The following is a 20,744-nucleotide window of genomic DNA, read 5'->3' on the forward strand; positions in this document are numbered from 1 at the left end:
CGATGGGTCAGCTTGATAAGTTGCTGGATAAAAACCGGGCATGGGCGGACAGCATCAAGAGTCAGGATCCGGAATTCTTTACCCGGCTGTCCAATCAGCAGGCCCCCGAGTATCTCTGGATCGGGTGTGCAGACAGCCGGGTGCCGGCTAACCAGATTGTAGACCTGATGCCAGGGGAGCTGTTTGTGCACCGCAACGTGGCGAACGTGGTGGTGCATACGGATTTCAATTGTCTCTCGGTTCTCCAGTTTGCCATTGATGTTTTAAAAGTGAAGCACATCCTGGTTGTTGGGCACTATGGCTGTGGTGGCGTCAAGGCGGCGCTGCATGACGAAGGATTCGGGCTGATTTCCAACTGGCTTCGACACGTTCAGGACGTCCGTGACAAGCACCAGGGTGTACTCGACGGGCTGGCCTCGGACCAGGATCGCGTGGATCGGTTATGCGAGCTTAACGTGGTTGAGCAGGTCGGGCATGTCTGTCAGAACAGCATTGTCCAGGAGGCCTGGCGCAGAGGTCAGCCGTTGACGGTGCATGGGTTTGTCTATGATGTGGCCGACGGCATTCTTCGGGATATGGGGCTCTCCATTGCCTCCGAAGCCGACCGTGAAAGCATCAAGCAGAACAGTGTTGACGAGCTGATTTTAAGGCCGGTTCGTTCCGGTCGTCAAAAAAAGTGACACCAATGGTGTCAAATTGTGTCAATTATTCGTGACAGGCGTCACTAACTGACCCTCGCAGTCATCACAGTTAATCGTTGTCTTCGTTGTTACACTGATTTTGTAGCAATTGAGGAGGTTAGCAATGCGAGAAATCATGCAGAAAGCCCTTAGCGCGTTGAGCCAGCGTAGAACATCGCAGGTGGCAGAGGTCCGTCGCAGGTCCGGCAGTTCTGTATCGCAGCCCGCTGCCTCCGAAGATTGGGGTATGTCTCCGGAAGACGCACTTCGTGCCAACACTGTGGCACGGTACAAATAACTCCGGGGACTTTTTCCTGCTTTCCAATGGCCCGAGCCGAGACGCCGGGTTCTGTTCCGGTTAGAGTATGGCGCCTGATATCCATACCTGATACCCATACCGGAATAACCCAACAATGCCTGCGTTGCCTAACTCCCACGAAGCACTGCTGAAAAATCTGCAACACCTGCACGGCCGGGTGGCGGTGCTGGGCCCTGTGGATATTTCCCTGATGCCCGCCCTGGCGCCCTCTGGCCTTGTGGTAACCGAGCATTTTGGTCTCTGGCAGCAGATGACGACCATTGATGGCTGGGCCGCCGCGTTCGGTTACGACGACGAGGCGTTGGCTCCTGCCATCGCGGATACAATAGTGGTTTTCCTTCCCAAGGCAAGGGCCGAGTTGGCTCTGAGGCTGGCGCTTGCAAGCTGGCTTGCCGCACCTGGGGCCCGCGTGACTCTGGTGGGCGAGAAAAAGGAAGGAGTGGCCGGTGCCGTGAAACAGCTCAAGGCTGTTGCACCCGGCGCCGTCAAGATAGACAGCGCCCGGCACTGCCAGGTCTGGCAGGCGGAGATCCTGCCACCGGCTGAAATCTTTGATATATCCCAGTGGCAGACGTGGCATCCGGTTGAATGTGCCGGTATCCGTTTCGACGTGGCCGGTTTGCCAGGAATTTTCAGTGCCGGTGAGTTGGATGCCGGCACCGCCATGCTGCTTGAATCACTCGCTGACGAACCCTTGAAAGCGGGGCCGGTGCTGGATTTTGCCTGTGGCGCAGGCGTTATAGGCACCTGGCTTCAGCTTTACCAGCGTTCACTGGGTCAGCCGGTTACTCAAGTTGACGGGGTTGATGTTCAGTCACAGGCAGTCATCTGTGCCCGCTCAACCTACCAGCGCGCTGCAGCCCTCGGCACTATCGTTGCCTCGGACGGTCTGGATCGCGTTGACGGCAAGTATGCAGTTGTACTGAGTAATCCACCCTTTCACACGGGTATCCGCACGGATACCTCAATGACGGAGGAGTTTTTGCGGCAGGTGGCTGGGCACCTTTTACCGGGCGGTGAGTTGCGTCTTGTGGCCAACAGTTTTCTGCCCTATGAAGACCTGATTCGTCGCCATGTGGGTCCGGTGAAGGCCATTACCACCGACAAGCGTTTTACCGTCTGGTCTGCCCGCGAGGACAAAAAAAAGCCCCTGGGGTAAGGGGCAAAGAGGTTGGCGTCCAAAAAAAGCGGAGCAACCTGAAATCGTCTGCCCAGAATAGGGTTAATTTCTAGAATAATCAGCCTAGAATGTCCGCTGTTGCATTAACCAGATAGCGGAAGCCCGAAATGACAAGTGACGTGCTGGAAGTGAGTGGTCTCTCCCTGCCTCTGAAACGCCCGGGCGGTAGCCGTTCGCTGCGGGCCTGGGACGCGGCTGACGAGCAGCTACTGGAGCAGACCCTTGCCCGCTTTAGCCCGGACTCCCGTCCCCGCATGCTCATTGTCGACGACCAGTTTGGCGCACTGACGCTCGGGCTGGCGCAATTTGCGCCGGTTTCCTTTGCTGACAGCAGCTCACTTTCCTACGCCCTGGCGGTGAACACGCCCGCCGGCGAGAACATTGAGACGCCTTCGAGCTGGCTGGCTCCCCCAGAAGGCCCGTTTGATGTGGTGGTTATGCGCATCCCGAGGCAGGTGGATTATCTGAGCTGCCTGCTCAGGTGGGTTAACACTGTGCTTGACTCTGACGGAACCCTTATCGTGGGGGGCATGATCAAGCATTTACCGGACAGCAGCTCTGCTGTGTTTGCGGACCTGGTGCACACCCGGGAAGTGTGCCCGGCTCGCAAAAAAGCAAGGGTGATTGTCGCAGCCGCAGGAGAGCAGACTCTGAGAAACTGGGATGATCTTTGGAAGGGGTACCTGCTGCCGAACTCGGAGCACAAGGTGAGCGCCATGCCCAACGTGTTCGCCAGGGAAAAACTGGATATAGGCACCCGCCTGCTACTGCCCCTGGTTGCCCGTGAGGCCGTCGGCCTGCCTCCCGGCAGCCGAGTATTGGACCTTGCCTGTGGGAATGGCGTGTTGGGCCTGACGGCGCTGGCGGAGAATCCTGGATTGGCCGTGACGTTTTCAGATGTTTCCAGTCAGGCCGTTGTAAGTGCCCGCGATAATACCGCACAGGCGTTTCCTGACGCCGATGTTGCGTTTCTCCATAGCGACGGTATTCCTGAAGATGCCGGCCACTTCAAGCTGGTCATATTGAATCCGCCGTTTCACGAGGGTGGTGTGGTCGGCGATCACATCGCCCTGCGACTGTTCCGCCAGGTTGCCCGCCATCTCGAGCCTGGCGGACGAATGCTTATGGTGGGGAATCGCCACCTGGGGTACCACCGCAGCCTGAGGCGCTTTTTCTCAAGGGTTCGTCAGCTGGAGGCCGATCCCAGGTTCGTGGTGTTTGAAGCCTCTGATCAGGGCGTCGGCCGGTCGTAGCCCATTCGCGCCAGGGTATCGACGATGGTCTGGGTCTGGCTGTCGATCTCGATATTGACCCGGTCGCCAACGGACACCTCGCCAAAAGTAGTGGCACGCAGCGTTTCCGGAATCAGGTACACGTTAAATCGGTTATCCCGGACTTCTCCGATAGTGAGGCTGCACCCGTTGATAGCGATATAGCCCTTTGGAAAGAGGTATCTGGCCCAGGATTCCGACACTTCAAACTCCAGGGTGCAGTTGTTCTCGGGCCGGTCAATCGCAACGATATCCGCGGTGGTATGAATGTGGCCGGAGAGCAGATGCCCGCCAATCTCGTCGCCGATCCTGGCAGCCCTTTCGAAGTTTATTCTGTCTCCGGGCCTTAACTCTCCCAGGGTGGTGGCCCGAAGCGTTTCCTGCATGGCATCGAAGTAGAGCTGATCGCCTTCCTGCCGGGTTACGGTCAGGCAGGTACCGTTAATAGCGACGGACGCTCCGACGGTAATGCCGTGAACCTGCTCTTCGGGAAAACGGACCACGAAGCTGCTTAGCCCTGGCTCGGCCGAAAGGTTGTCGATGGTGGCAACACCCTGAACAATGCCTGTAAACATTCATTCCCCTCTGACGACGTTCGTGGCCGGTACCGGCTACACTGTGAGAAGCAAGGATAGCGATCGCATGATGCCATGCCAAGCCGGGTTTGCCACTCTATTGCCCCTGACCCGGGCTCAAGGATCTGAACCCGTGGTCGATAAACGCCAGGAACGGGCACGGTTTTGCGGGTGTAGGCCCGGTTAAAGTTAACGGGAAACCTGATGGCAGAGAACGAAAGCACAGTCCGGCAGCGTACTAATCCGGAGGAGCCGCTGTTGCGCAAAGGGCGCCCTGCGGATCCGCAGCCCCCTGTGCCCGAAGGGCAGGGGGATACGGCCGGAAAAATATCGGCGGACACCCTGCCCTCAGTAATCGGCCAGGAGGTCTCCTTACCCGGGCAGGACGATGACTCGGATGAGGTGGGCTCTGGTGAGCGGGATGTTACCGGTGATGATACAAACGATATCGAAAAAACCATGGCGGAATCCCGCCAGCGTAAGCTGAGATTGATGCTGCGGCAGTGCGACCGGGTTCTGTTGCTGGATTTTGAATTGCTGGCACTGCCTGACTGGCCAGACAATTACACGCTCTCCGCCGCGCGTCGGAACAGGGATCTGTGGCTGTTCAGTGCGTTGTTGGCGGTAATCGTTTTCCTTAGCGGGATGACCGGCTTTGTGCCCGCCTGGATTGCCGGTGGCGGATTCGGTGCATTTGTTATTATCCTGTTGACGGGGGTACCAGCAGTCAGGCGCCTGTATAGCTCCCACCCCTCGTATACAGACCTGATAGTCCGGCGGCGTCGCCTGTTGCGGGACGCACGAAAGCACGTCGACCACCTGGAGGGGAAAGAAGGGCTGGTATGGCAATGCGCGCGCATGGCGGAATTCAACCCTGCTCTCAAGGCGACCCGTTTCAGTGAGCTTGTCGCCTTGTCTGAGCGTCGCGTGCTGGCACGAAACATGGCGCGCAGGGAGCATGTCCGTCTTTATCTGGTGTATCTCCTTGAGGCTGAAAAGGCTTATGCCCGCGCTCAGCAGGCGTTTTTTGAAGGCCATCAGCTGGCTATCGACAAGGGTTGGGTCTCCGTGGCGTCGGAGCCTGAGCAGAGAACTTGACAAGATTGCCGGTCAAACGTATGTTTCAAACAGACGTTTGCTAGAGGCTCTGATAATAAAATGGCTCAGTCTGATACGGTTGACCGGATTCTGGATGCGGCGGAAGAGCTTTTCGCTGACCGCGGGTTTTCTGAAACCTCACTGCGGATGATTACCAGCAAGGCTAAGGTAAATCTGGCCGCTGTCAATTATCATTTTGGTTCCAAGAACGCGCTCATTCATGCGGTGTTCGCCCGTTTTCTAACGCCTTTTTCGGCAACCCTGGAGAACGCGTTTGATGACCTCGAGGCGCGCTGTGATGGCGAGCCCCCTACACTGAACCAGACTCTTTGGGCGCTGACGGAAAGTGCTGTGCGTATGCCTCAGCGCAATGAGAAGGGCATTTCCATATTCATGCGCCTGCTCGGGCTGGCTTACACGCAGTCCCAGGGGCACCTGCGCAAGTTTCTCGAGCAGGAGTACAGTCAGCCATTCAGCCGCTTCATGCGTTTGCTGAAAGAGGCGACGCCGCAACTGTCGTCGGTCGACCGCTACTGGCGTATTCAGTTCATGCTGGGGGCAACTGCCTTCACCATGTCCAGCAGCGATGCCCTGAGGGACATCCTGCAGAACAAACTGGGGGTGGAGACCACGGTTCAGGAAATTGCGGCTCGCCTGGTACCCTTCCTCGCAGCCGGAATGCAGGCCGAGGACGCCATGCTGGTCCCTCCGTCCCATAAAAGCTCAGTTGCCTGAATTGCGGTCTGTCGGTTAGGCTTCCGGTTTGATTCGTCGGCTGGGAGCCCCGCACCGTATGACAAGTGATCCTGTTTCCCCTTCAGTGCGCTCAACAGCTCCCGGTATTGAAATCGATCTGGCCAGGCAGACACTGACGCTGTATCCGGAAGACGCCACCTCTTCAATCTCCTACCAGATTTCGACGGCCCTTAATGGCGCCGGTGAACGCCAGAGCAGCGGCTGCACGCCTACGGGCAGGCATTATGTTCGTGCAATGGTCGGTGATGGCGAGCCCCTGAACACTGTCTTCGTTGCCCGCAGGCCGACCGGAGAAGTCTATTCGCCGGAACTTGCCGGCCAGTTTCCCGAAAGGGACTGGATACTGTCCCGCATCCTCTGGCTTTGTGGTCTGGAATCCGGCAAAAACCGGGGGGCCGGGGTCGATAGTTTCCGTCGCTTCATATACATTCACGGCACACCGGATTCTGAACCCATGGGTGTTCCACGCTCCCATGGTTGCATCCGCATGCGAAACACTGACGTGGTCGATTTGTACGGCCGGGTGAAGCCAGGCACACCGGTGTTTATACAATAAGCCTCTCCCTGAACTGACGGAACCGAGAAACCGATGCTTGAAGAAATGCCTTCCACAGTGAATAACTGGATTCAGGACTGGAGTCTGCTGTCCGAAAGCTGGCGAGTCGGGCTGGTGGTATTTGCCCTGGTGGCTGGAACGGCAGTGGTTGCCTACATTGCCAGTTTTATTGTCGGTGCTATTGAACGGCGCTTCAAGAAAACCGACAACCTCTGGGATGACGCCTTGTTGCATGCCGCCCGGAAACCGGTCATTGCTTTCGTCTGGTTGCAGGGGGTGTTCTGGGCTGCCGAGGTTGCTCACCGGTACTCCGAAGCGGAGATATTCTCCGTCAATGACACGCTGCTGCAGATCGGTTTTGTCTGGTTGCTGGTCTGGACCCTGTTGCGGCTTATCAAGCAGGGGGAGGAGATACTCACCTCACCCCTGAAAATGAAAACGCCGATGGACTACACCACCGTCAATGCGGTCAGCAAACTGTCGCGGGCGGTGGTGATCATTACCGCGGTACTGATCGCCCTGCAGTCACTGGGGTACAGTATTTCTGGCGTGCTGGCATTTGGTGGTGTTGGCGGTATCGCGGTCGGTTTCGCGGCGAAGGATCTGCTTGCCAACTTTTTCGGCGGATTCATTATTCACCTGGATCGGCCTTTCAAAGTGGGGGACTGGGTACGTTCGCCGGATCGTAATATTGAAGGCACGGTTGAGCACATCGGCTGGCGCCTTACGACCGTCCGCACGTTCGACAAGCGCCCACTGTATGTGCCCAACGCTGTCTTCACCACGATTTCGGTGGAAAATCCCTCCAGAATGCTTAACCGCCGTATCTCGGAAACCATCGGAATCCGCTATGCGGATGTCAGCGGTATGGCGGAGATTGTTGCGGAAATCCGCGACATGCTGGAGAACCATGAAGATATCGACCAGGACCAGACGCTGATTGTCAATTTCCTGGCCTTCAATGCGTCCTCCCTGGATATCATGGTGTATACCTTCACGAGGACTATCGAATGGGTCAGGTTCCACGAAGTCAAACAGGATGTGTTGTTGAAAATCAGTGACATTATTGAAGGCCATGGTGCTGAGGTTGCCTTCCCGACACGCACACTTCACCTGCCGGACGGCGTGCGCCTTGCCAATGACCAGGCCGGGAAGCGCGACGATGGCGAAGCTTCCAGTGCTGAACCTGGCAGCAGCCGGGCACCGGTGGACGGCAGTGAGGGCTCCACGGAAACACAGGGGGACAGCGCCGAGGCAACAGGGGAAGGATCATGAGCAGGTCGGAGAACAACCCACCGGTTGGCATCATTGGTGGTACCGGGCTTACGACTCTTTCAGGCTTGGAGATAACGGCGGAGCGGCCTGTTGATACACAGTGGGGTCAACCCTCTTCGACTCTGGTTGAGGGGCGGCTGGCGGGCCAGGCGGTGGTTTTCCTGTCCCGCCATGGCAATCCGCATCGTATTCCGCCGCACCAGGTCAATTATCGGGCCAACCTGCAGGCGCTCCATGATGTGGGTGTTCGCACAGTTGTGGGTGTCAATGCCGTGGGCGGCATTCATCCGGACATGGGCCCGGCGCATATCGTCATCCCGAACCAGATTATTGATTACACCTGGGGCAGGGCGAGTACTTTTTATGAGGGTGACCTGGACGAGACCACTCATATCGATTTCACCTGGCCCTACACTGAAAGCGCCCGTGAACTGCTGATTGCAGCCGCCCGGGACCAGAACCTGTCGTTTTCTGATTTTGGTGTTTACGGTGCGACCCAGGGGCCAAGGCTTGAAACAGCGGCTGAAGTTATACGCCTGGAGCGCGACGGATGCGATCTGGTGGGCATGACAGGTATGCCCGAGGCAGTGCTGGCGGCGGAACTGAAGATGAATTACGTTTGCCTGGCGCTGGTGGTGAACCATGCCGCCGGTAAATCTGACCACATTATTACCATGGCTGAAATCGAGGCCGCTATCGACCAGGGAATGTCTGGCATCAAGCGGGTTCTCGAAGTTTCAATGGTTGGCCTGGGCGCGCTTATTCCTCAATTTTCTTGAAAAACACCAACACCCCTATGGTTGGGGAGTCCAGGAAATGGACTTCCTCACTGCGCATGCGACGGGTTTCGCGAATCCAGGTCAGCAACTCCGCTCTTGGCCAGTTCACGTCGGAAACTGCTGCTGGTTCCGGTGAAGCCAGGGGGGCGCCAGCATTCTCTGTACCTTCCTCGCTATTCTCTACCGTATCGGAAGGCGGATTCTCCTCAGAAACCTCCTCCGTTAAACCGATGGTGTTTTCGGCAGGGGGCATGGGCTGCCAGTGATTGAGATGCACACCGACGTGCAGGTAGCGTTGTCGGTCGATAGTGATATGGCCTTCTACATCGCGGTGACCGGCCTCGGCCAGCCAGTCGCCGATAGCGACCCGCAGTGGTTCACCCTCGAAATCGGGTGGGAAGGACTGGTACCAGCCGGTGGCAAGCAGAACCCGGTATTTGCCGCTGTTCTCCAGGCGGCTGGCGGCGTAGTTGAGATGAAGTTCGCTGCGCGAAACCAGGTCCCGTGTGGTTTCTACCGTACCGCTGCCGTCCACCGCCCGCAGAATTTCGGTAATCTCCGGATTGGGCGGCTCGGGGATGCGACTGGCCATTCGCTCATTGATGCTTTCCGGGTCAACCGTGCGCTCGACGATCACAATCTCGGCACGATAGTAATCCGGACGGGGCTCTGCCGCGGCGGCCTGTTGAGAAGGCTGCTGGGCGGCCGCCATTGATGACAGCGCCAGCGCGACCACAAAAACGAAGGTGGACTTTCCGGGCAGTACGTTAGCGGGCGTTCGCAAGTGCTTTGCTCCCATGTTGCTGTTATTCATCTCGGGCCTCTGAGCCGGGCGCATTATGACACCAGCTGGCCCAGCATGTCGGAAATGCCGTCGAGTTTACCACTGGTTGAGGTGTCGTTCAGCCGGAAACGAAAACTGTTGGCCCCTTCAAGGCGATACCGGTCGGGCGAGGATTGCACTTTTTTAACCAGCATCAGCGGATCAACTGGTGTTGAGCTGCCAAACTCCAGCCTCGCCCATTCCTTGCCGGCGTCCACTTTCACGATGCCCAGGGCTTCCGCACGGATTCGCAGTTCCGATTGCCGAATCAAATTTTTTGCCGGCTCCGGTAATAACCCGAAGCGGTCGATCATCTCAACCTGAAGTTCTTTTAATCCATCTTTGTCGCTGACGCTGGCAATTCGTTTGTACAGCATCAGCCGATTATGGACGTCGGGCAGGTAGTCATCGGGAATCAGCGCCGGTATTCGCAGGTTCATCTCGGTGCCATGGCTCAGCGGCAGTTCCGCATTCGGGGTTCTTCCTTCACGGATGGCCTGCACGGCCTCGTCCAGCAGCTGCATGTAAAGGGTGAAGCCGATGCTTTCGATCTGGCCGCTCTGCTCTTCGCCCAGCAGTTCGCCGGCGCCCCGAATCTCCAGGTCGTGGGTGGCCAGCATAAACCCGGCGCCCAGGTCCTGCGCTTCGGAGATGGCTTCCAGGCGTTTTTTAGCATCCGCCGTGATGGACCGTGGCGGTGGTGTCAGCAGGTAAGCGTAAGCCTGATGGTGGGAGCGGCCGACCCGACCCCTCAGCTGGTGCAGCTGGGCAAGACCAAACTTGTCTGCGCGCTCGATGATAATGGTGTTGGCGCTGGGAATGTCGATGCCGGTTTCAATGATGGTGGTGCATACCAGTACGTTGAAACGCTTGTGATAGAAATCCGACATAATCTGTTCCAGCTCACGCTCGCGCATCTGGCCGTGAGCGACACCCACGCGGGCTTCGGGGATCAGCCGCCGCAGGTCCTCGGCGGTTTTCTCGATGGTGGCAACATCGTTGTGCAGGAAATACACCTGACCGCCGCGGAGGACTTCCCGCAGGATGGCTTCCTTGACCATGGCCTCGTCCCGTTGGCGCACAAAGGTCTTCACAGACAGGCGCCGGGCCGGCGGGGTGGCAATGATCGAGAGGTCCCTGAGGTGCCCCATGGCCATGTTGAGGGTCCTGGGGATCGGGGTTGCCGTCAGGTTAAGCATGTCGACTTCGGCACGCAGGGCTTTCAGGCGTTCTTTTTGCTGCACGCCGAACCGGTGTTCCTCGTCGATAATCACCAGCCCCAGGTTTTTGAACCGGATATCACCCTGAAGCAGTTTGTGAGTTCCGATCACGATATCTGCCTTGCCGGCCTCGATGGCGGTCAAGGCTCTGGTGGTCTGGCTGCCGCTGCGGAACCGGCTGAGCAGTTCCACGTTGACCGCGGTATCCGAAAAGCGATCCCGGAAGGATTCATAGTGCTGCTGCGCCAGCAGGGTGGTGGGTACCAGCACTGCTACCTGCTTGCCGGAGTAGGTGGCCATAAAGGCCGCACGCATGGCCACTTCCGTTTTACCGAAACCGACATCGCCACAGACCAGTCTGTCCATGGGTTTTTCGCTGATCATGTCTTCGAAAACCGCTTCGATGGCCGCTTCTTGGTCGGGTGTTTCCTCGAACGGGAAGCCGGCAGCGAATGCGCGGTAGGCTTCCTTCGGATCTTCGAAGGAAAAACCTTCACGGGCTTCCCGCCGGGCGTAGACATCCAGCAGCTCGGCTGCAGTGTCGCGTATTTTTTCCAACGCTTTCTGTTTTGCATTGCTCCAGCGATCGGTGCCCAGCTTGTGCAAGGGGGCGTGGTCGATGTCGGAGCCTGTGTAACGGGAAATCAGGTGCAGGCTGGAGACAGGTACGTAGAGCTTCGAGCCGCCGGCGTATTCCAGCATCAGGAATTCGCTGGCGTCCCCTTCGACGGTGATGGTTTCCAGGCCCCGATAGCGGCCAACACCGTGGTCAATATGCACCACCGGGGCGCCAATGCGAAGTTCAGAGAGGTCGCGATACCCGGAGTCATCAGACTCGGTGGGCTTTTCGCGCCGCCGTCGCTGCAGCACCCGTTCCCCGAAAAGGGCTGTCTCTGTGACCAGTGCAATGTGCTGTTCTGGCAGAACCAGTCCATATTCCATTGGCGCCACGGTGATGCCAAGCGTGCAGTCCGGGTTATCCGTGAACGCCCGCCAGTTGTCCATGGCTGCTACCCGAAGCCCGTGATCGGCCAGGTTCTCGATCAGAGCCTCGCGGCGGCCGGACGATTCCGCACAAATCAGAATCCGGCCATGGAAGTCATTGATAAACCGCTTGAGGCGGGCAGCAGGGTCGGCTGCACGGCCGTCCATTGCGACATCGGGCAATACCTCAGTGTGGCAATTGTGGCCGCCTGCAGAGTCTGTGGTTTCCGCGGTGAGTGTAACCCGCGGGAAATGCTTCAGGTGTCCGAACAGTTCATCCTGCTGCAGGAATAGACGCGCCGGAGGCAGGATCGGCCGCATGCGGTCGTGGCGCCGTTCCTCATAACGGTCACGGGTATCGGCGTCGAAGTGCTCTGCCGCCTCATGCAGGCCCGACGCGGTAAACACCAGGGTTTCTCCGGGCAGGTAATCGAACAGGGTGGCTGTCTGCTCGAAGAACAGTGGCAGGTAGTATTCAATCCCGGGCGGAGTGATGCCGTGGGTGACATCCTGGTAAATCGGGGAGTCCTTGTCAGCATGAGGGAACTGCTCGAACCAGCGGTTGCGGAATCCGGAGCGGGCTTCCTTGTGCCAGGGAAACTCGTTGGCCGGCAGCAGTTCGATTTTCTCGATCCTGTCGATGGAGCGCTGGGTTTCCGGATCAAAGGTACGCAGGGTTTCGATTTCGTCATCAAACAGGTCAATCCGGTAGGGCCGGGTTGCGCCCATGGGGAAGATGTCCAGAATGGCACCGCGCACCGCGTACTCGCCGTGTTCATAGACGTTCTCGGCATGCCGATAGCCGGCGGCTTCCAGCTGCAGCCGCCAGGAGTCGATATCCAGTGACTGCCCCACTTCCAGCAGCAGGGTGTTACCCTGCAGGTAACTGACGGGCGGTAACCGGTGCATCAGTGTGCGGGCAGGCACCACCAAAACGCCATGGCTCGTGGCCGGCAGCCGGTGCAGTGCCCGGATGCGCCGCGATGTGATGTCCTGGTGCGGAGAAAACAGGTCGTATGGCAGGGTTTCCCAGTCCGGCAGTGACAGTACTTCCAATCCGTCAGGCGTGATGGCAGCCTGGTCCTCGTCAGCTGGCAGGCCGAGGTAGAAACGCATGGCCTGCTCCAGGCGGATGGCTTCATCGGTGCTGCGGGTGATGACCAGGGTCAGTCCGGCATGGGCCTGCGCGCTCTCGCAGATCGCCAGAGCGTCACTGCTGCCCTGCAGCTCGCCCCAGGTTCGATGATCCGCTGCCTTGTGTGGAGCAGGTGGAGCCACCAGCACGGCAGGTCGGTCGGAATGGGAGGCACCTTGGCTCATGATTGTTTGGGTTCTCCTGAAAGTGACGGGCCGGAAAGCGGCGAGGCGCGTATTCTACCGGCCAGAGATAGCGCTGTCATGACAACGGGGACATACTGATACGTGCAAAGTGGGGGCCTGTATTTGCTGTCTGTCCCATAACGTTGGATAATGTGCGCCCTATTTTCCAGGTTCCAACTGCAGAGGTTCAAGCGTGAGTCACGAACAGATCAACCAGCACCTGTCTAACTGGACTGAAAGAGAATCCACTGCGGAAGCCATGATTCCGCTGATAGGCCGCCTCTACCGCAAAAACAACGTGGTTACTTCCGTTTATGGTCGCGCCGTCATCAACCAGTCGGTTATCGATATCATCCGCGCGCACCGCTTTGTGCGGCAGGTTGAGGATAGCGAACTGTCGGTTCACAACACCCTTCCCATTCTGCAGGCAATGGACAAAATGGATCTGGGGCGCGGGCATGTTGATATCGGCAAGCTTGCTGTGAAGTTCAAGGAGGAGGGTGGCTCCCTCGAGGATTTCCTCAAGCGCGAAATCGGACCGATTGTAGGCCAGTATCAGACGCAGTCGGAAGAGGACGCAGAAAACGACACCAAAGATGTTGTTCTCTATGGTTTCGGCCGTATCGGCCGTCTTCTGGCCCGCATCCTGATTGAAAAGGCCGGTGGTGGTAACAACCTTCGCCTGCGCGCGATTGTTGTGCGCCAGGGTGGTGCTGCTAACGACCTCGAGAAACGTGCGAGCCTGCTGCGCCGCGATTCTGTCCACGGTCCCTTCAACGGCACTATCACCGTGGACGAAGAGAATTCTGCGCTGATTGCCAATGGCAACTTCATCAAGGTGATTTATTCCCCGGGGCCGGACCAGGTCGATTACACCCAGTACGGTATCAACAACGCCATTGTCATTGACAATACCGGTATCTGGCGTGACGAAGCCGGTCTTGGTCTGCACCTGAAATCAAAGGGTGTAAGCCGGGTCTTGCTGACGGCGCCGGGCAAGGGCGATATCAAGAACATTGTCCATGGTATCAACAATGACTGGATAACCGAGGAAGATCGCATTCTTTCCGCGGCCTCCTGTACCACTAACGCCATTACTCCGGTGCTCAAGGCAATCGTGGACGAATACGGCATCGAAGATGGCCATGTCGAGACGGTTCACTCCTACACCAACGACCAGAACCTGATCGACAACTATCACAAGGGCAGCCGTCGCGGCCGCAGTGCGCCTCTGAACATGGTAATTACCGAGACGGGCGCCGCCAAGGCTGTTGCCAAGGCGCTGCCTGAGCTCAAGGGCAAACTGTCCGGCAACGCGATTCGTGTGCCGACACCGAACGTGTCCATGGCCATTCTCAACCTGAATCTGGCGAAAGAAGTCTCCGTTGAGGGGGTAAATGATTACCTTCGTGACATGGCTCTGCACTCGGAGCTGCAGAAGCAGATCGACTTCGTCAACTCTCCGGAAGTGGTGTCTACCGACTTTGTCGGTTCTCGTCACGCCGGCATTGTGGATGCCCAGGCGACGATCGCCAATGGCAAGCGTCTGATTCTATATGTGTGGTACGACAACGAGGCAGGTTACAGCGCCCAGGTGATCCGGGTGGTTAACCAGATGGCTGGCGTCACCTACCCGATCTTCCCGAAACGCACCAGGGGCTGATCGGCGCCCTGATAGCCACGGTGACACAGGAAACCCCGGCCATTTAAGTGGTCGGGGTTTCTTTTTGGGGATCTATGAACCATTGTGTGGTTACGTTCGGGCACAAACTCCGCAGGGTTTCTGGTGGAAATAGTATTCCTTAATCTCTATAATTGGCGCGATTTTGGGTACGTCTGACACCCGCTTCCCATCGCTATCTGTAACAGGATGCCTGGCATGTAACTGACGCCGGTGTATTCGTTGCTCTGGCATCGCCGTCCGGCGGAAGCCGGATTGCACACCTGGGCCGCAGGCGTCGGGCGTTACAAATCCATCGAACAGTTTCTGATGATTGGATGAGGCTAATGATCAAGATCAAAAAAGGCCTGGATCTTCCCATCAGCGGCGCTCCTGAACAGACCATTACTGACGGCAAACCCGTTCGCCATGTGGCATTGATCGGTTTTGACTATATCGGCATGAAGCCGACGATGGTTGTGAAAGAAGGGGACCGTGTAAAGCGCGGTACGCTGCTGTTTACGGACAAGAAGACCGAGGGCGTTCGTTATACCTCACCGGCAGCCGGTGTGGTCAAGGAAATTAACCGCGGTGAGCGCCGCGTGTTCCAGTCTCTTGTCATTGAAATTGATGGCGAGGACGCTGAAACCTTTGCGCGCTACAACGCCTCCGATATGGCTGGCCTTGAACGCCAGCAGGTTGTTGACAACCTGGTCGAATCCGGTTTGTGGACCACCTTCAAAACCCGTCCGTACAGTAAAGTGCCTGAGATCGACTCTGCACCGCACTCCATCTTCGTATCGGTAATGGATACCAATCCCCTGGCGGCCGACCCCACGGTCATCATCGGTGAAAACCGGGCGGCCTTCGAGCAGGGCCTGAAGATTATTGCCAAGCTGACCAACGGCAAGGTGTTTGTCACCGGTAAACCCGGGTCCGATGTGCCGGTTCCTTCAGGCGATAACGTGGAAGTTCAGCAATTCGATGGTGTTCACCCGGCAGGTAATGTGGGTACTCACATCCACTATCTGGATCCGATCGCTGGAGACAAGGTGGTCTGGAGTATTGGCTACCAGGAAGTGATCGACATCGCCAGGCTTTTTGAAACCGGAGAATTGCCGGTGGAGCGGATTGTCGCCGTTGGCGGGCCAAAGGCGCTGAAGCCGCGCCTGCTTCGCACCCGCATCGGTGCCAGCCTGACGGAACTTCTGGATGGTGAAGTTGCCACAGACTGCGAGGTTCGCACAATTTCCGGCTCCGTTTTCGGTGGCCGTCGGGGCGATGGTCCGTGTGCCTATCTTGGTCGCTTTGCCAATCAGATCTCGGTTCTGGAAGAGGGGTACAAGCGCGAATTCATGGGTTGGCTATCGCCGGGAGCCAATAAGTTCTCTGTGATGAATATCTATCTGTCCAAACTGGTGGGTGGCAAGCGCTTCGATATGACCACTACCACCAACGGTAGTGAGCGGGCCATGGTGCCGGTAGGGGTGTACGAAAAGGTCATGCCGCTGGACATTCTGCCGACCCAGTTGTTGCGGTCTTTGATCGTAGGCGACACTGAGATGGCACAGAAGCTGGGCGCCCTGGAGCTGGATGAAGAAGATCTGGCGCTGTGCACCTTCGTGTGTCCGGGTAAATACGAGTACGGTCCGATTCTCCGTGAGAACCTGACCCGAATCGAGATCGAGGGCTAAATCGATGGCAATCCGACAGTTTCTCGATGGTATCGAGCATCATTTCGAAAAAGGTGGTAAGTACGAGCGCTGGTATGCGCTTTACGAGGCGGTGGATACCATCTTCTATTCTCCGGCGAGCGTGACTTCCACTACGTCTCATGTGCGCGATGGCATTGACCTCAAGCGCATCATGATCACGGTCTGGCTGTGTACCTTCCCGGCAATGTTCTTCGGGATGTGGAATATCGGCTTTCAGGCCAACAGCTTCCTGGCCGAGAATCCGGACGCCCTGATGGGTGACGGTGGCCTGCGAACGGCTTTCATCAGTGCCCTGGCCGGTAACAATGCCGCCAGCATCTGGGACAACTTCGTATACGGCATGGCGTACTTCGTGCCCATTTACTTCGTCACCTTTGTGGTGGGTGGTTTCTGGGAAGTGCTGTTCGCGACGGTCCGCCGCCATGAAGTGAACGAAGGCTTCTTCGTCACCTCTGTGCTTTTCGCACTGATCTGTCCTCCAACCATTCCGCTATGGCAGGTGGCTCTGGGCATTACCTTCGGTGTGGTCATCGGCAAGGAAGTGTTCGGGGGAACCGGCAAGAATTTCCTGAACCCGGCCCTGACCGGCCGCGCCTTCCTTTATTTTGCCTATCCGGCGCAGATTTCCGGTGACACAGTGTGGACAGCGGTTGATGGATTCAGTGGTGCAACGGCTCTCAGTTGGGCAGCCAGCGGTGGCCTTGAAGCACTGGAAACCCAGATTGGCTGGATGTCGGCGTTCATGGGCTCGATCCAGGGCTCCATGGGTGAAACCTCGACGCTGGCAGTGCTGATCGGCGGTCTTATCCTGCTGGTGATGAAAATTGCCTCCTATCGCATTGTCGGAGGGGTAATGATCGGCATGATTGGCATGTCGTTGCTGCTGAATGTTATCGGCTCTGAGACCAACCCGATGTTTGATGTGCCGGCACACTGGCATCTCGTCATGGGCGGTTTTGCCTTCGGTATGATGTTCATGGCAACGGACCCGGTATCTGCCGCCATGACCGACACGGGGCGTTGGTGCTTTGGTATCCTGGTGGGCGTCATGACTGTGCTGATCCGCGTGATCAACCCGGCTTTCCCGGAAGGCATCATGCTGGCAATCCTGTTTGCCAACCTCTTTGCACCGCTGATGGACCACTATGTGGTTCAGGCCAACATCAAACGGAGGCTCGCACGTGGCTAAAGCTAAAGAAACTGTCTCCAGAACATTGATGGTTGCACTGGTGTTGAGTATTGCCTTCTCGGTAGTGGTTTCTACTGCCGCAGTAATGCTCCGTCCGGCGCAAGTCAAGAATCAGAACCTGGACATCCGCTCGAACATGCTCGCCGCTGCTGGCATGCTGGAACCGGGTGCCAGCGCAGATGAGATTGAAGACGCCTTCTCCCGTTTCAGTGTTCGTCTGGTCGATCTTGATACCGGTGAATACGTGGAACCGTCATCCGTCGGTGTTGAAGACCCGATGAAGTACGACATGTACAAAGCGTCGTCTGATCCGGAGATGTCGACCAACATCCTGTCGGCCGCTGACAAGGCAGGCATCAAACGCCGCCCGAACGTCGCCAAGGTATTTACCCTGGAAGAGGACGGCGAACTGGTTCGTGTGGTGCTGCCGATTCATGGCTACGGTCTCTGGTCAACGCTTTACGGATTCGTCTCGCTGGAAGGCGATGCCAATACCATCGAAGGGCTGGGCTTTTATGACCACGCCGAAACACCGGGTCTTGGAGGTGAAGTGGACAATCCGCGCTGGAAGCGTCAGTGGGTGGGCAAGAAAGTCTACGACGATGAGTTTGAGGAGCCCCAGATCCGTCTGGTCAAGGGTGGTGTAAGCTCCGACGCAGCCAACAGGGAACACAAGGTCGACGCGCTGTCCGGTGCGACGCTGACCAGCCGTGGTGTGGAAAACCTGGTCAATTACTGGATGGGTGACCGGGGCTTCGCACCGTACCTGAAAAAACTTCGTGAAGGGGAGGTCTGATCATGGCAGACGCTTCAGCCAAACAGGTTCTCTTCGAACCGATTTTCAGCAACAACCCCATTGCTCTGCAGATACTGGGTATCTGTTCAGCACTGGCGGTGACCACCAGCATGAACGTAACGTTGGTCATGTGTGCGGCGGTTATCGCGGTAACGGCGTTTTCGAACCTGGCAGTGTCGCTGGTCCGCATGCAGATTCCCGGCAGCATCCGGATCATTGTCCAGATGACCATCATCGCGTCTCTGGTTATTGTGGTGGATCAGGTGCTCAAGGCGTATGCCTACGAAATCAGCAAGCAGCTGTCGGTGTTCGTTGGTCTGATTATCACCAACTGCATCGTTATGGGCCGCGCAGAAGGCTTCGCCATGAAGAACGGCCCGCTGCTGAGCTTCCTGGATGGGGTCGGTAACGGCCTGGGCTATTCGGTAATGCTGATCTTCGTGGCGTTCTTCCGCGAACTGCTGGGCGCAGGCTCGCTGTTTGGCGTGTCCCTGATGCCGGTGGTGAACGAGGGCGGCTGGTACATTCCAAATGGTTTGCTGCTGTTGCCGCCGAGCGCATTCTTCATCATTGGTCTGGCTATCTGGGGCCTGCGGGTCTGGAAGCCTGAGCAGGTTGAAGAGCCCGACTTCAAGATGTCCCGCCACACGGTTAAGGAGGCCTTCTGATGGAGCATTATATCAGTCTGATCCTGAAGGCCATTTTTGTTGAAAACATGGCGCTGGCCTTCTTCCTGGGCATGTGTACCTTCCTGGCGATCTCGAAGAAGATCGAGGCAGCCGCCGGGCTGGGTATCGCCGTTGTCGTGGTGCTGACAATTACGGTTCCGGTGAACAACCTGCTTTACAACACTATCCTCAGGGAAGGTGCGCTGGACTGGGCAGGTCTGCCGAACGTTGACCTGAGCTTTTTGGGCCTGCTTACGTATATCGGAGTTATAGCCGCGCTTATCCAGATCATGGAAATGATTCTGGACAAGTACATTCCGGCGCTATACGCAGCGCTTGGCGTGTTTCTTCCACTGATCACGGTGAATTGCGCCATCCTTGGTGCGTCACTGTTCATGGTAGAGCGTGACTACACCTTCAGCGAAAGCGTGGTTTACGGGTTTGGGGCAGGTGTTGGCTGGGCGCTGGCGATACTGGCACTGGCAGGTATCCGCGAAAAGCTCAAGTACAGCGATGTTCCCGAGGGCCTGCGCGGCCTGGGTATCACCTTCATTACGGTTGGTCTGATGTCCCTGGGCTTTATGTCATTCTCAGGCATTTCACTGTAACCAATCCGGTGATTCGGTTTAACGAAAAGGCGAGACCATGAATACAGAAATTATTCTCGGCGTGGTCATGTTCACCGTTATCGTACTGGCCCTTGTCGCGGTCATCCTCGCGGCACGGTCCAGGCTGGTAAGCACCGGTGATGTGACCATCGAAATCAACGATGATCCAGAGCACACGTTGAAAACGGAAGCTGGTAGCAAGCTGCTTGGTACTCTGGCAAATAACGGCATTTTCCTGTCTTCCGCCTGTGGCGGCGGTGGCACCTGTGCCCAGTGTAAGTGCAAGGTTCTGGAAGGTGGCGGTGCGATGCTGCCAACGGAAAAAACGCACTTCACCAACCGTGAAGAGAAGGAAGGCTGGCGCCTGTCCTGCCAGGTGCCTGTCAAGCAGGATATGAAGGTTGAGGTGCCGGAGGAATTCTTTGGCGTCAAGAAGTGGGAGTGCGAGGTGGTTTCCAACCACAACGTGGCAACCTTCATCAAGGAACTGGTACTGAAGCTTCCGGAAGGCGAAGAAGTGGATTTCCGTGCCGGTGGTTACGTCCAGCTTGAATGCCCTCCTTACGAGATCGATTTCAAGGATTTCGATATAGAGGAAGAGTTCCACGAAGACTGGGACAAGCACAATATCTGGCGCTATAAGGCGATCAACAAGGAAGAGACCATCCGGGCCTATTCCATGGCGAACTATCCGGAAGAGAAGGGTGTTCTCAAGTTCAATATCCGTATCGCCACGCCGCCTCCTGGCACAGACCACAACCCGGGCATCATGTCGAGCTATGTGTTCAACCTCAAGCCGGGTGACAAGGTTACCGTGATGGGGCCGTTCGGTGAGTTCTTCGCCAAGAAGACCGACGCTGAAATGGTCTTCATCGGTGGTGGTGCCGGTATGGCGCCCATGCGTTCGCACATCTTCGATCAGCTCAAGCGCCTGAACTCCAAGCGCAAGATCAGCTTCTGGTACGGTGCACGAAGCGTTCGGGAGATGTTCTACGTTGAAGATTTCGACGGGCTGCAGGAAGAGAACGACAACTTCGAGTGGCACGTGGCTCTCTCTGATGCGCTGCCCGAGGACAATTGGGAGGGCCCGACAGGGTTTATCCATAACGTGTTGTATGAGAACTATCTGAAGGACCACCCGGCTCCGGAAGACTGCGAGTACTACATGTGTGGACCCCCTATCATGAACGCCTCCTGCATCAAGATGCTGAAAGATCTTGGTGTGGAAGATGAAAACATCATGCTGGATGACTTTGGGGGTTAATCAGCTCA

Annotated in this window: 19 protein-coding genes; 16 read left to right on the forward strand and 3 right to left on the reverse strand. The window is 57.1% G+C overall.

The features are described 5' to 3' along the window. The first annotated feature begins 2 nt into the window (after positions 1-2). The 4 genes from can to ABJM11_RS07065 all read left to right on the forward strand — a co-directional run bounded on the left by can (position 3) and on the right by ABJM11_RS07065 (position 3,432). Positions 3-680, forward strand: coding sequence for a carbonate dehydratase (gene can, locus ABJM11_RS07050; protein WP_348295045.1), 678 nt, complete (start codon positions 3-5; stop codon positions 678-680). A gap of 124 nt (positions 681-804) precedes the next feature. Beyond that, the gene (locus tag ABJM11_RS07055; RefSeq protein ID WP_348295046.1) at positions 805-978 is read left to right on the forward strand and encodes a hypothetical protein; all 174 of its coding nucleotides are present in this window, start codon (positions 805-807) and stop codon (positions 976-978) included. A 115-nt stretch (positions 979-1,093) separates the two neighbouring features. After that, positions 1,094-2,158 (forward strand): methyltransferase, encoded by a 1,065-nt coding sequence (locus ABJM11_RS07060; protein WP_348295047.1) that lies wholly within the window; start codon positions 1,094-1,096, stop codon positions 2,156-2,158. 128 nt (positions 2,159-2,286) lie between these two features. Then, on the forward strand, positions 2,287-3,432 hold the full coding sequence (locus tag ABJM11_RS07065) for a methyltransferase (protein ID WP_348295048.1): 1,146 nt from the start codon (positions 2,287-2,289) through the stop codon (positions 3,430-3,432). On the opposite strand, the gene ABJM11_RS07070 is transcribed toward ABJM11_RS07065, so the two are convergent. Then, a complete protein-coding gene (locus tag ABJM11_RS07070) occupies positions 3,411-4,025 on the reverse strand; it encodes a riboflavin synthase subunit alpha (protein ID WP_348295049.1) in 615 nt (204 codons plus the stop codon). The genes ABJM11_RS07065 and ABJM11_RS07070 overlap by 22 nt on opposite strands. A 204-nt stretch (positions 4,026-4,229) precedes the next feature. Here ABJM11_RS07070 and ABJM11_RS07075 point away from each other — a divergent pair, with 204 nt between their 5' ends. From ABJM11_RS07075 to ABJM11_RS07095, 5 genes are read left to right on the forward strand one after another with little or no spacing between them, the layout of a single operon-like run. Next, positions 4,230-5,123 (forward strand): hypothetical protein, encoded by an 894-nt coding sequence (locus ABJM11_RS07075; protein ID WP_348295050.1) that lies wholly within the window; start codon positions 4,230-4,232, stop codon positions 5,121-5,123. 60 nt (positions 5,124-5,183) lie between these two features. Next, positions 5,184-5,858 carry a TetR/AcrR family transcriptional regulator gene (locus ABJM11_RS07080; RefSeq protein WP_348295051.1) on the forward strand — a complete coding sequence of 225 codons (675 nt, stop codon included), beginning with the start codon at positions 5,184-5,186 and terminating at the stop codon, positions 5,856-5,858. Positions 5,859-5,916: 58 nt separating this feature from the next. Beyond that, positions 5,917-6,435: a L,D-transpeptidase gene (locus tag ABJM11_RS07085; protein WP_348295052.1), complete on the forward strand. Its 519-nt coding sequence runs from the start codon at positions 5,917-5,919 to the stop codon at positions 6,433-6,435. A gap of 33 nt (positions 6,436-6,468) precedes the next feature. After that, positions 6,469-7,710, forward strand: coding sequence for a mechanosensitive ion channel family protein (locus tag ABJM11_RS07090; RefSeq protein ID WP_348295053.1), 1,242 nt, complete (start codon positions 6,469-6,471; stop codon positions 7,708-7,710). Next, positions 7,707-8,489, forward strand: coding sequence for an S-methyl-5'-thioinosine phosphorylase (locus ABJM11_RS07095; RefSeq protein WP_348295054.1), 783 nt, complete (start codon positions 7,707-7,709; stop codon positions 8,487-8,489). The genes ABJM11_RS07090 and ABJM11_RS07095 overlap by 4 nt, the downstream gene beginning before the upstream one ends. Here ABJM11_RS07095 and ABJM11_RS07100 read toward each other — a convergent pair. Continuing rightward, complete coding sequence (locus tag ABJM11_RS07100; protein ID WP_348295055.1) at positions 8,470-9,303, reverse strand: CsiV family protein; 834 nt, start codon at positions 9,301-9,303, stop codon at positions 8,470-8,472. The genes ABJM11_RS07095 and ABJM11_RS07100 overlap by 20 nt on opposite strands. Positions 9,304-9,326: 23 nt before the next feature. Beyond that, positions 9,327-12,836, reverse strand: coding sequence for a transcription-repair coupling factor (gene mfd / locus ABJM11_RS07105; RefSeq protein ID WP_348295056.1), 3,510 nt, complete (start codon positions 12,834-12,836; stop codon positions 9,327-9,329). Between the two features lie 259 nt (positions 12,837-13,095). On the opposite strand from mfd, the gene ABJM11_RS07110 reads away from it, so the two are divergent. From ABJM11_RS07110 to nqrF, 7 genes are all read left to right on the forward strand, one after another. Continuing rightward, the gene (locus tag ABJM11_RS07110; RefSeq protein WP_407069974.1) at positions 13,096-14,499 is read left to right on the forward strand and encodes a glyceraldehyde-3-phosphate dehydrogenase; all 1,404 of its coding nucleotides are present in this window, start codon (positions 13,096-13,098) and stop codon (positions 14,497-14,499) included. A gap of 344 nt (positions 14,500-14,843) precedes the next feature. Next, complete coding sequence (locus tag ABJM11_RS07115) at positions 14,844-16,190, forward strand: Na(+)-translocating NADH-quinone reductase subunit A (protein WP_348295058.1); 1,347 nt, start codon at positions 14,844-14,846, stop codon at positions 16,188-16,190. Between the two features lie 4 nt (positions 16,191-16,194). After that, on the forward strand, positions 16,195-17,400 hold the full coding sequence (locus ABJM11_RS07120; RefSeq protein ID WP_348295059.1) for an NADH:ubiquinone reductase (Na(+)-transporting) subunit B: 1,206 nt from the start codon (positions 16,195-16,197) through the stop codon (positions 17,398-17,400). Next, complete coding sequence (locus ABJM11_RS07125) at positions 17,393-18,196, forward strand: Na(+)-translocating NADH-quinone reductase subunit C (RefSeq protein ID WP_348295060.1); 804 nt, start codon at positions 17,393-17,395, stop codon at positions 18,194-18,196. Before ABJM11_RS07120 ends, ABJM11_RS07125 begins: the two co-directional genes overlap by 8 nt. A gap of 2 nt (positions 18,197-18,198) precedes the next feature. After that, on the forward strand, positions 18,199-18,864 hold the full coding sequence (locus ABJM11_RS07130; RefSeq protein WP_348295061.1) for an NADH:ubiquinone reductase (Na(+)-transporting) subunit D: 666 nt from the start codon (positions 18,199-18,201) through the stop codon (positions 18,862-18,864). Continuing rightward, positions 18,864-19,472, forward strand: coding sequence for an NADH:ubiquinone reductase (Na(+)-transporting) subunit E (gene nqrE / locus ABJM11_RS07135; protein ID WP_150987815.1), 609 nt, complete (start codon positions 18,864-18,866; stop codon positions 19,470-19,472). Before ABJM11_RS07130 ends, nqrE begins: the two co-directional genes overlap by 1 nt. A gap of 37 nt (positions 19,473-19,509) precedes the next feature. After that, a complete protein-coding gene (nqrF, locus tag ABJM11_RS07140) occupies positions 19,510-20,736 on the forward strand; it encodes an NADH:ubiquinone reductase (Na(+)-transporting) subunit F (RefSeq protein ID WP_348295062.1) in 1,227 nt (408 codons plus the stop codon). Positions 20,737-20,744: the final 8 nt, after the last annotated feature.

Origin of the sequence: Marinobacter sp., assembly GCF_039977835.1 — a bacterium.
Lineage (GTDB): Bacteria > Pseudomonadota > Gammaproteobacteria > Pseudomonadales > Oleiphilaceae > Marinobacter.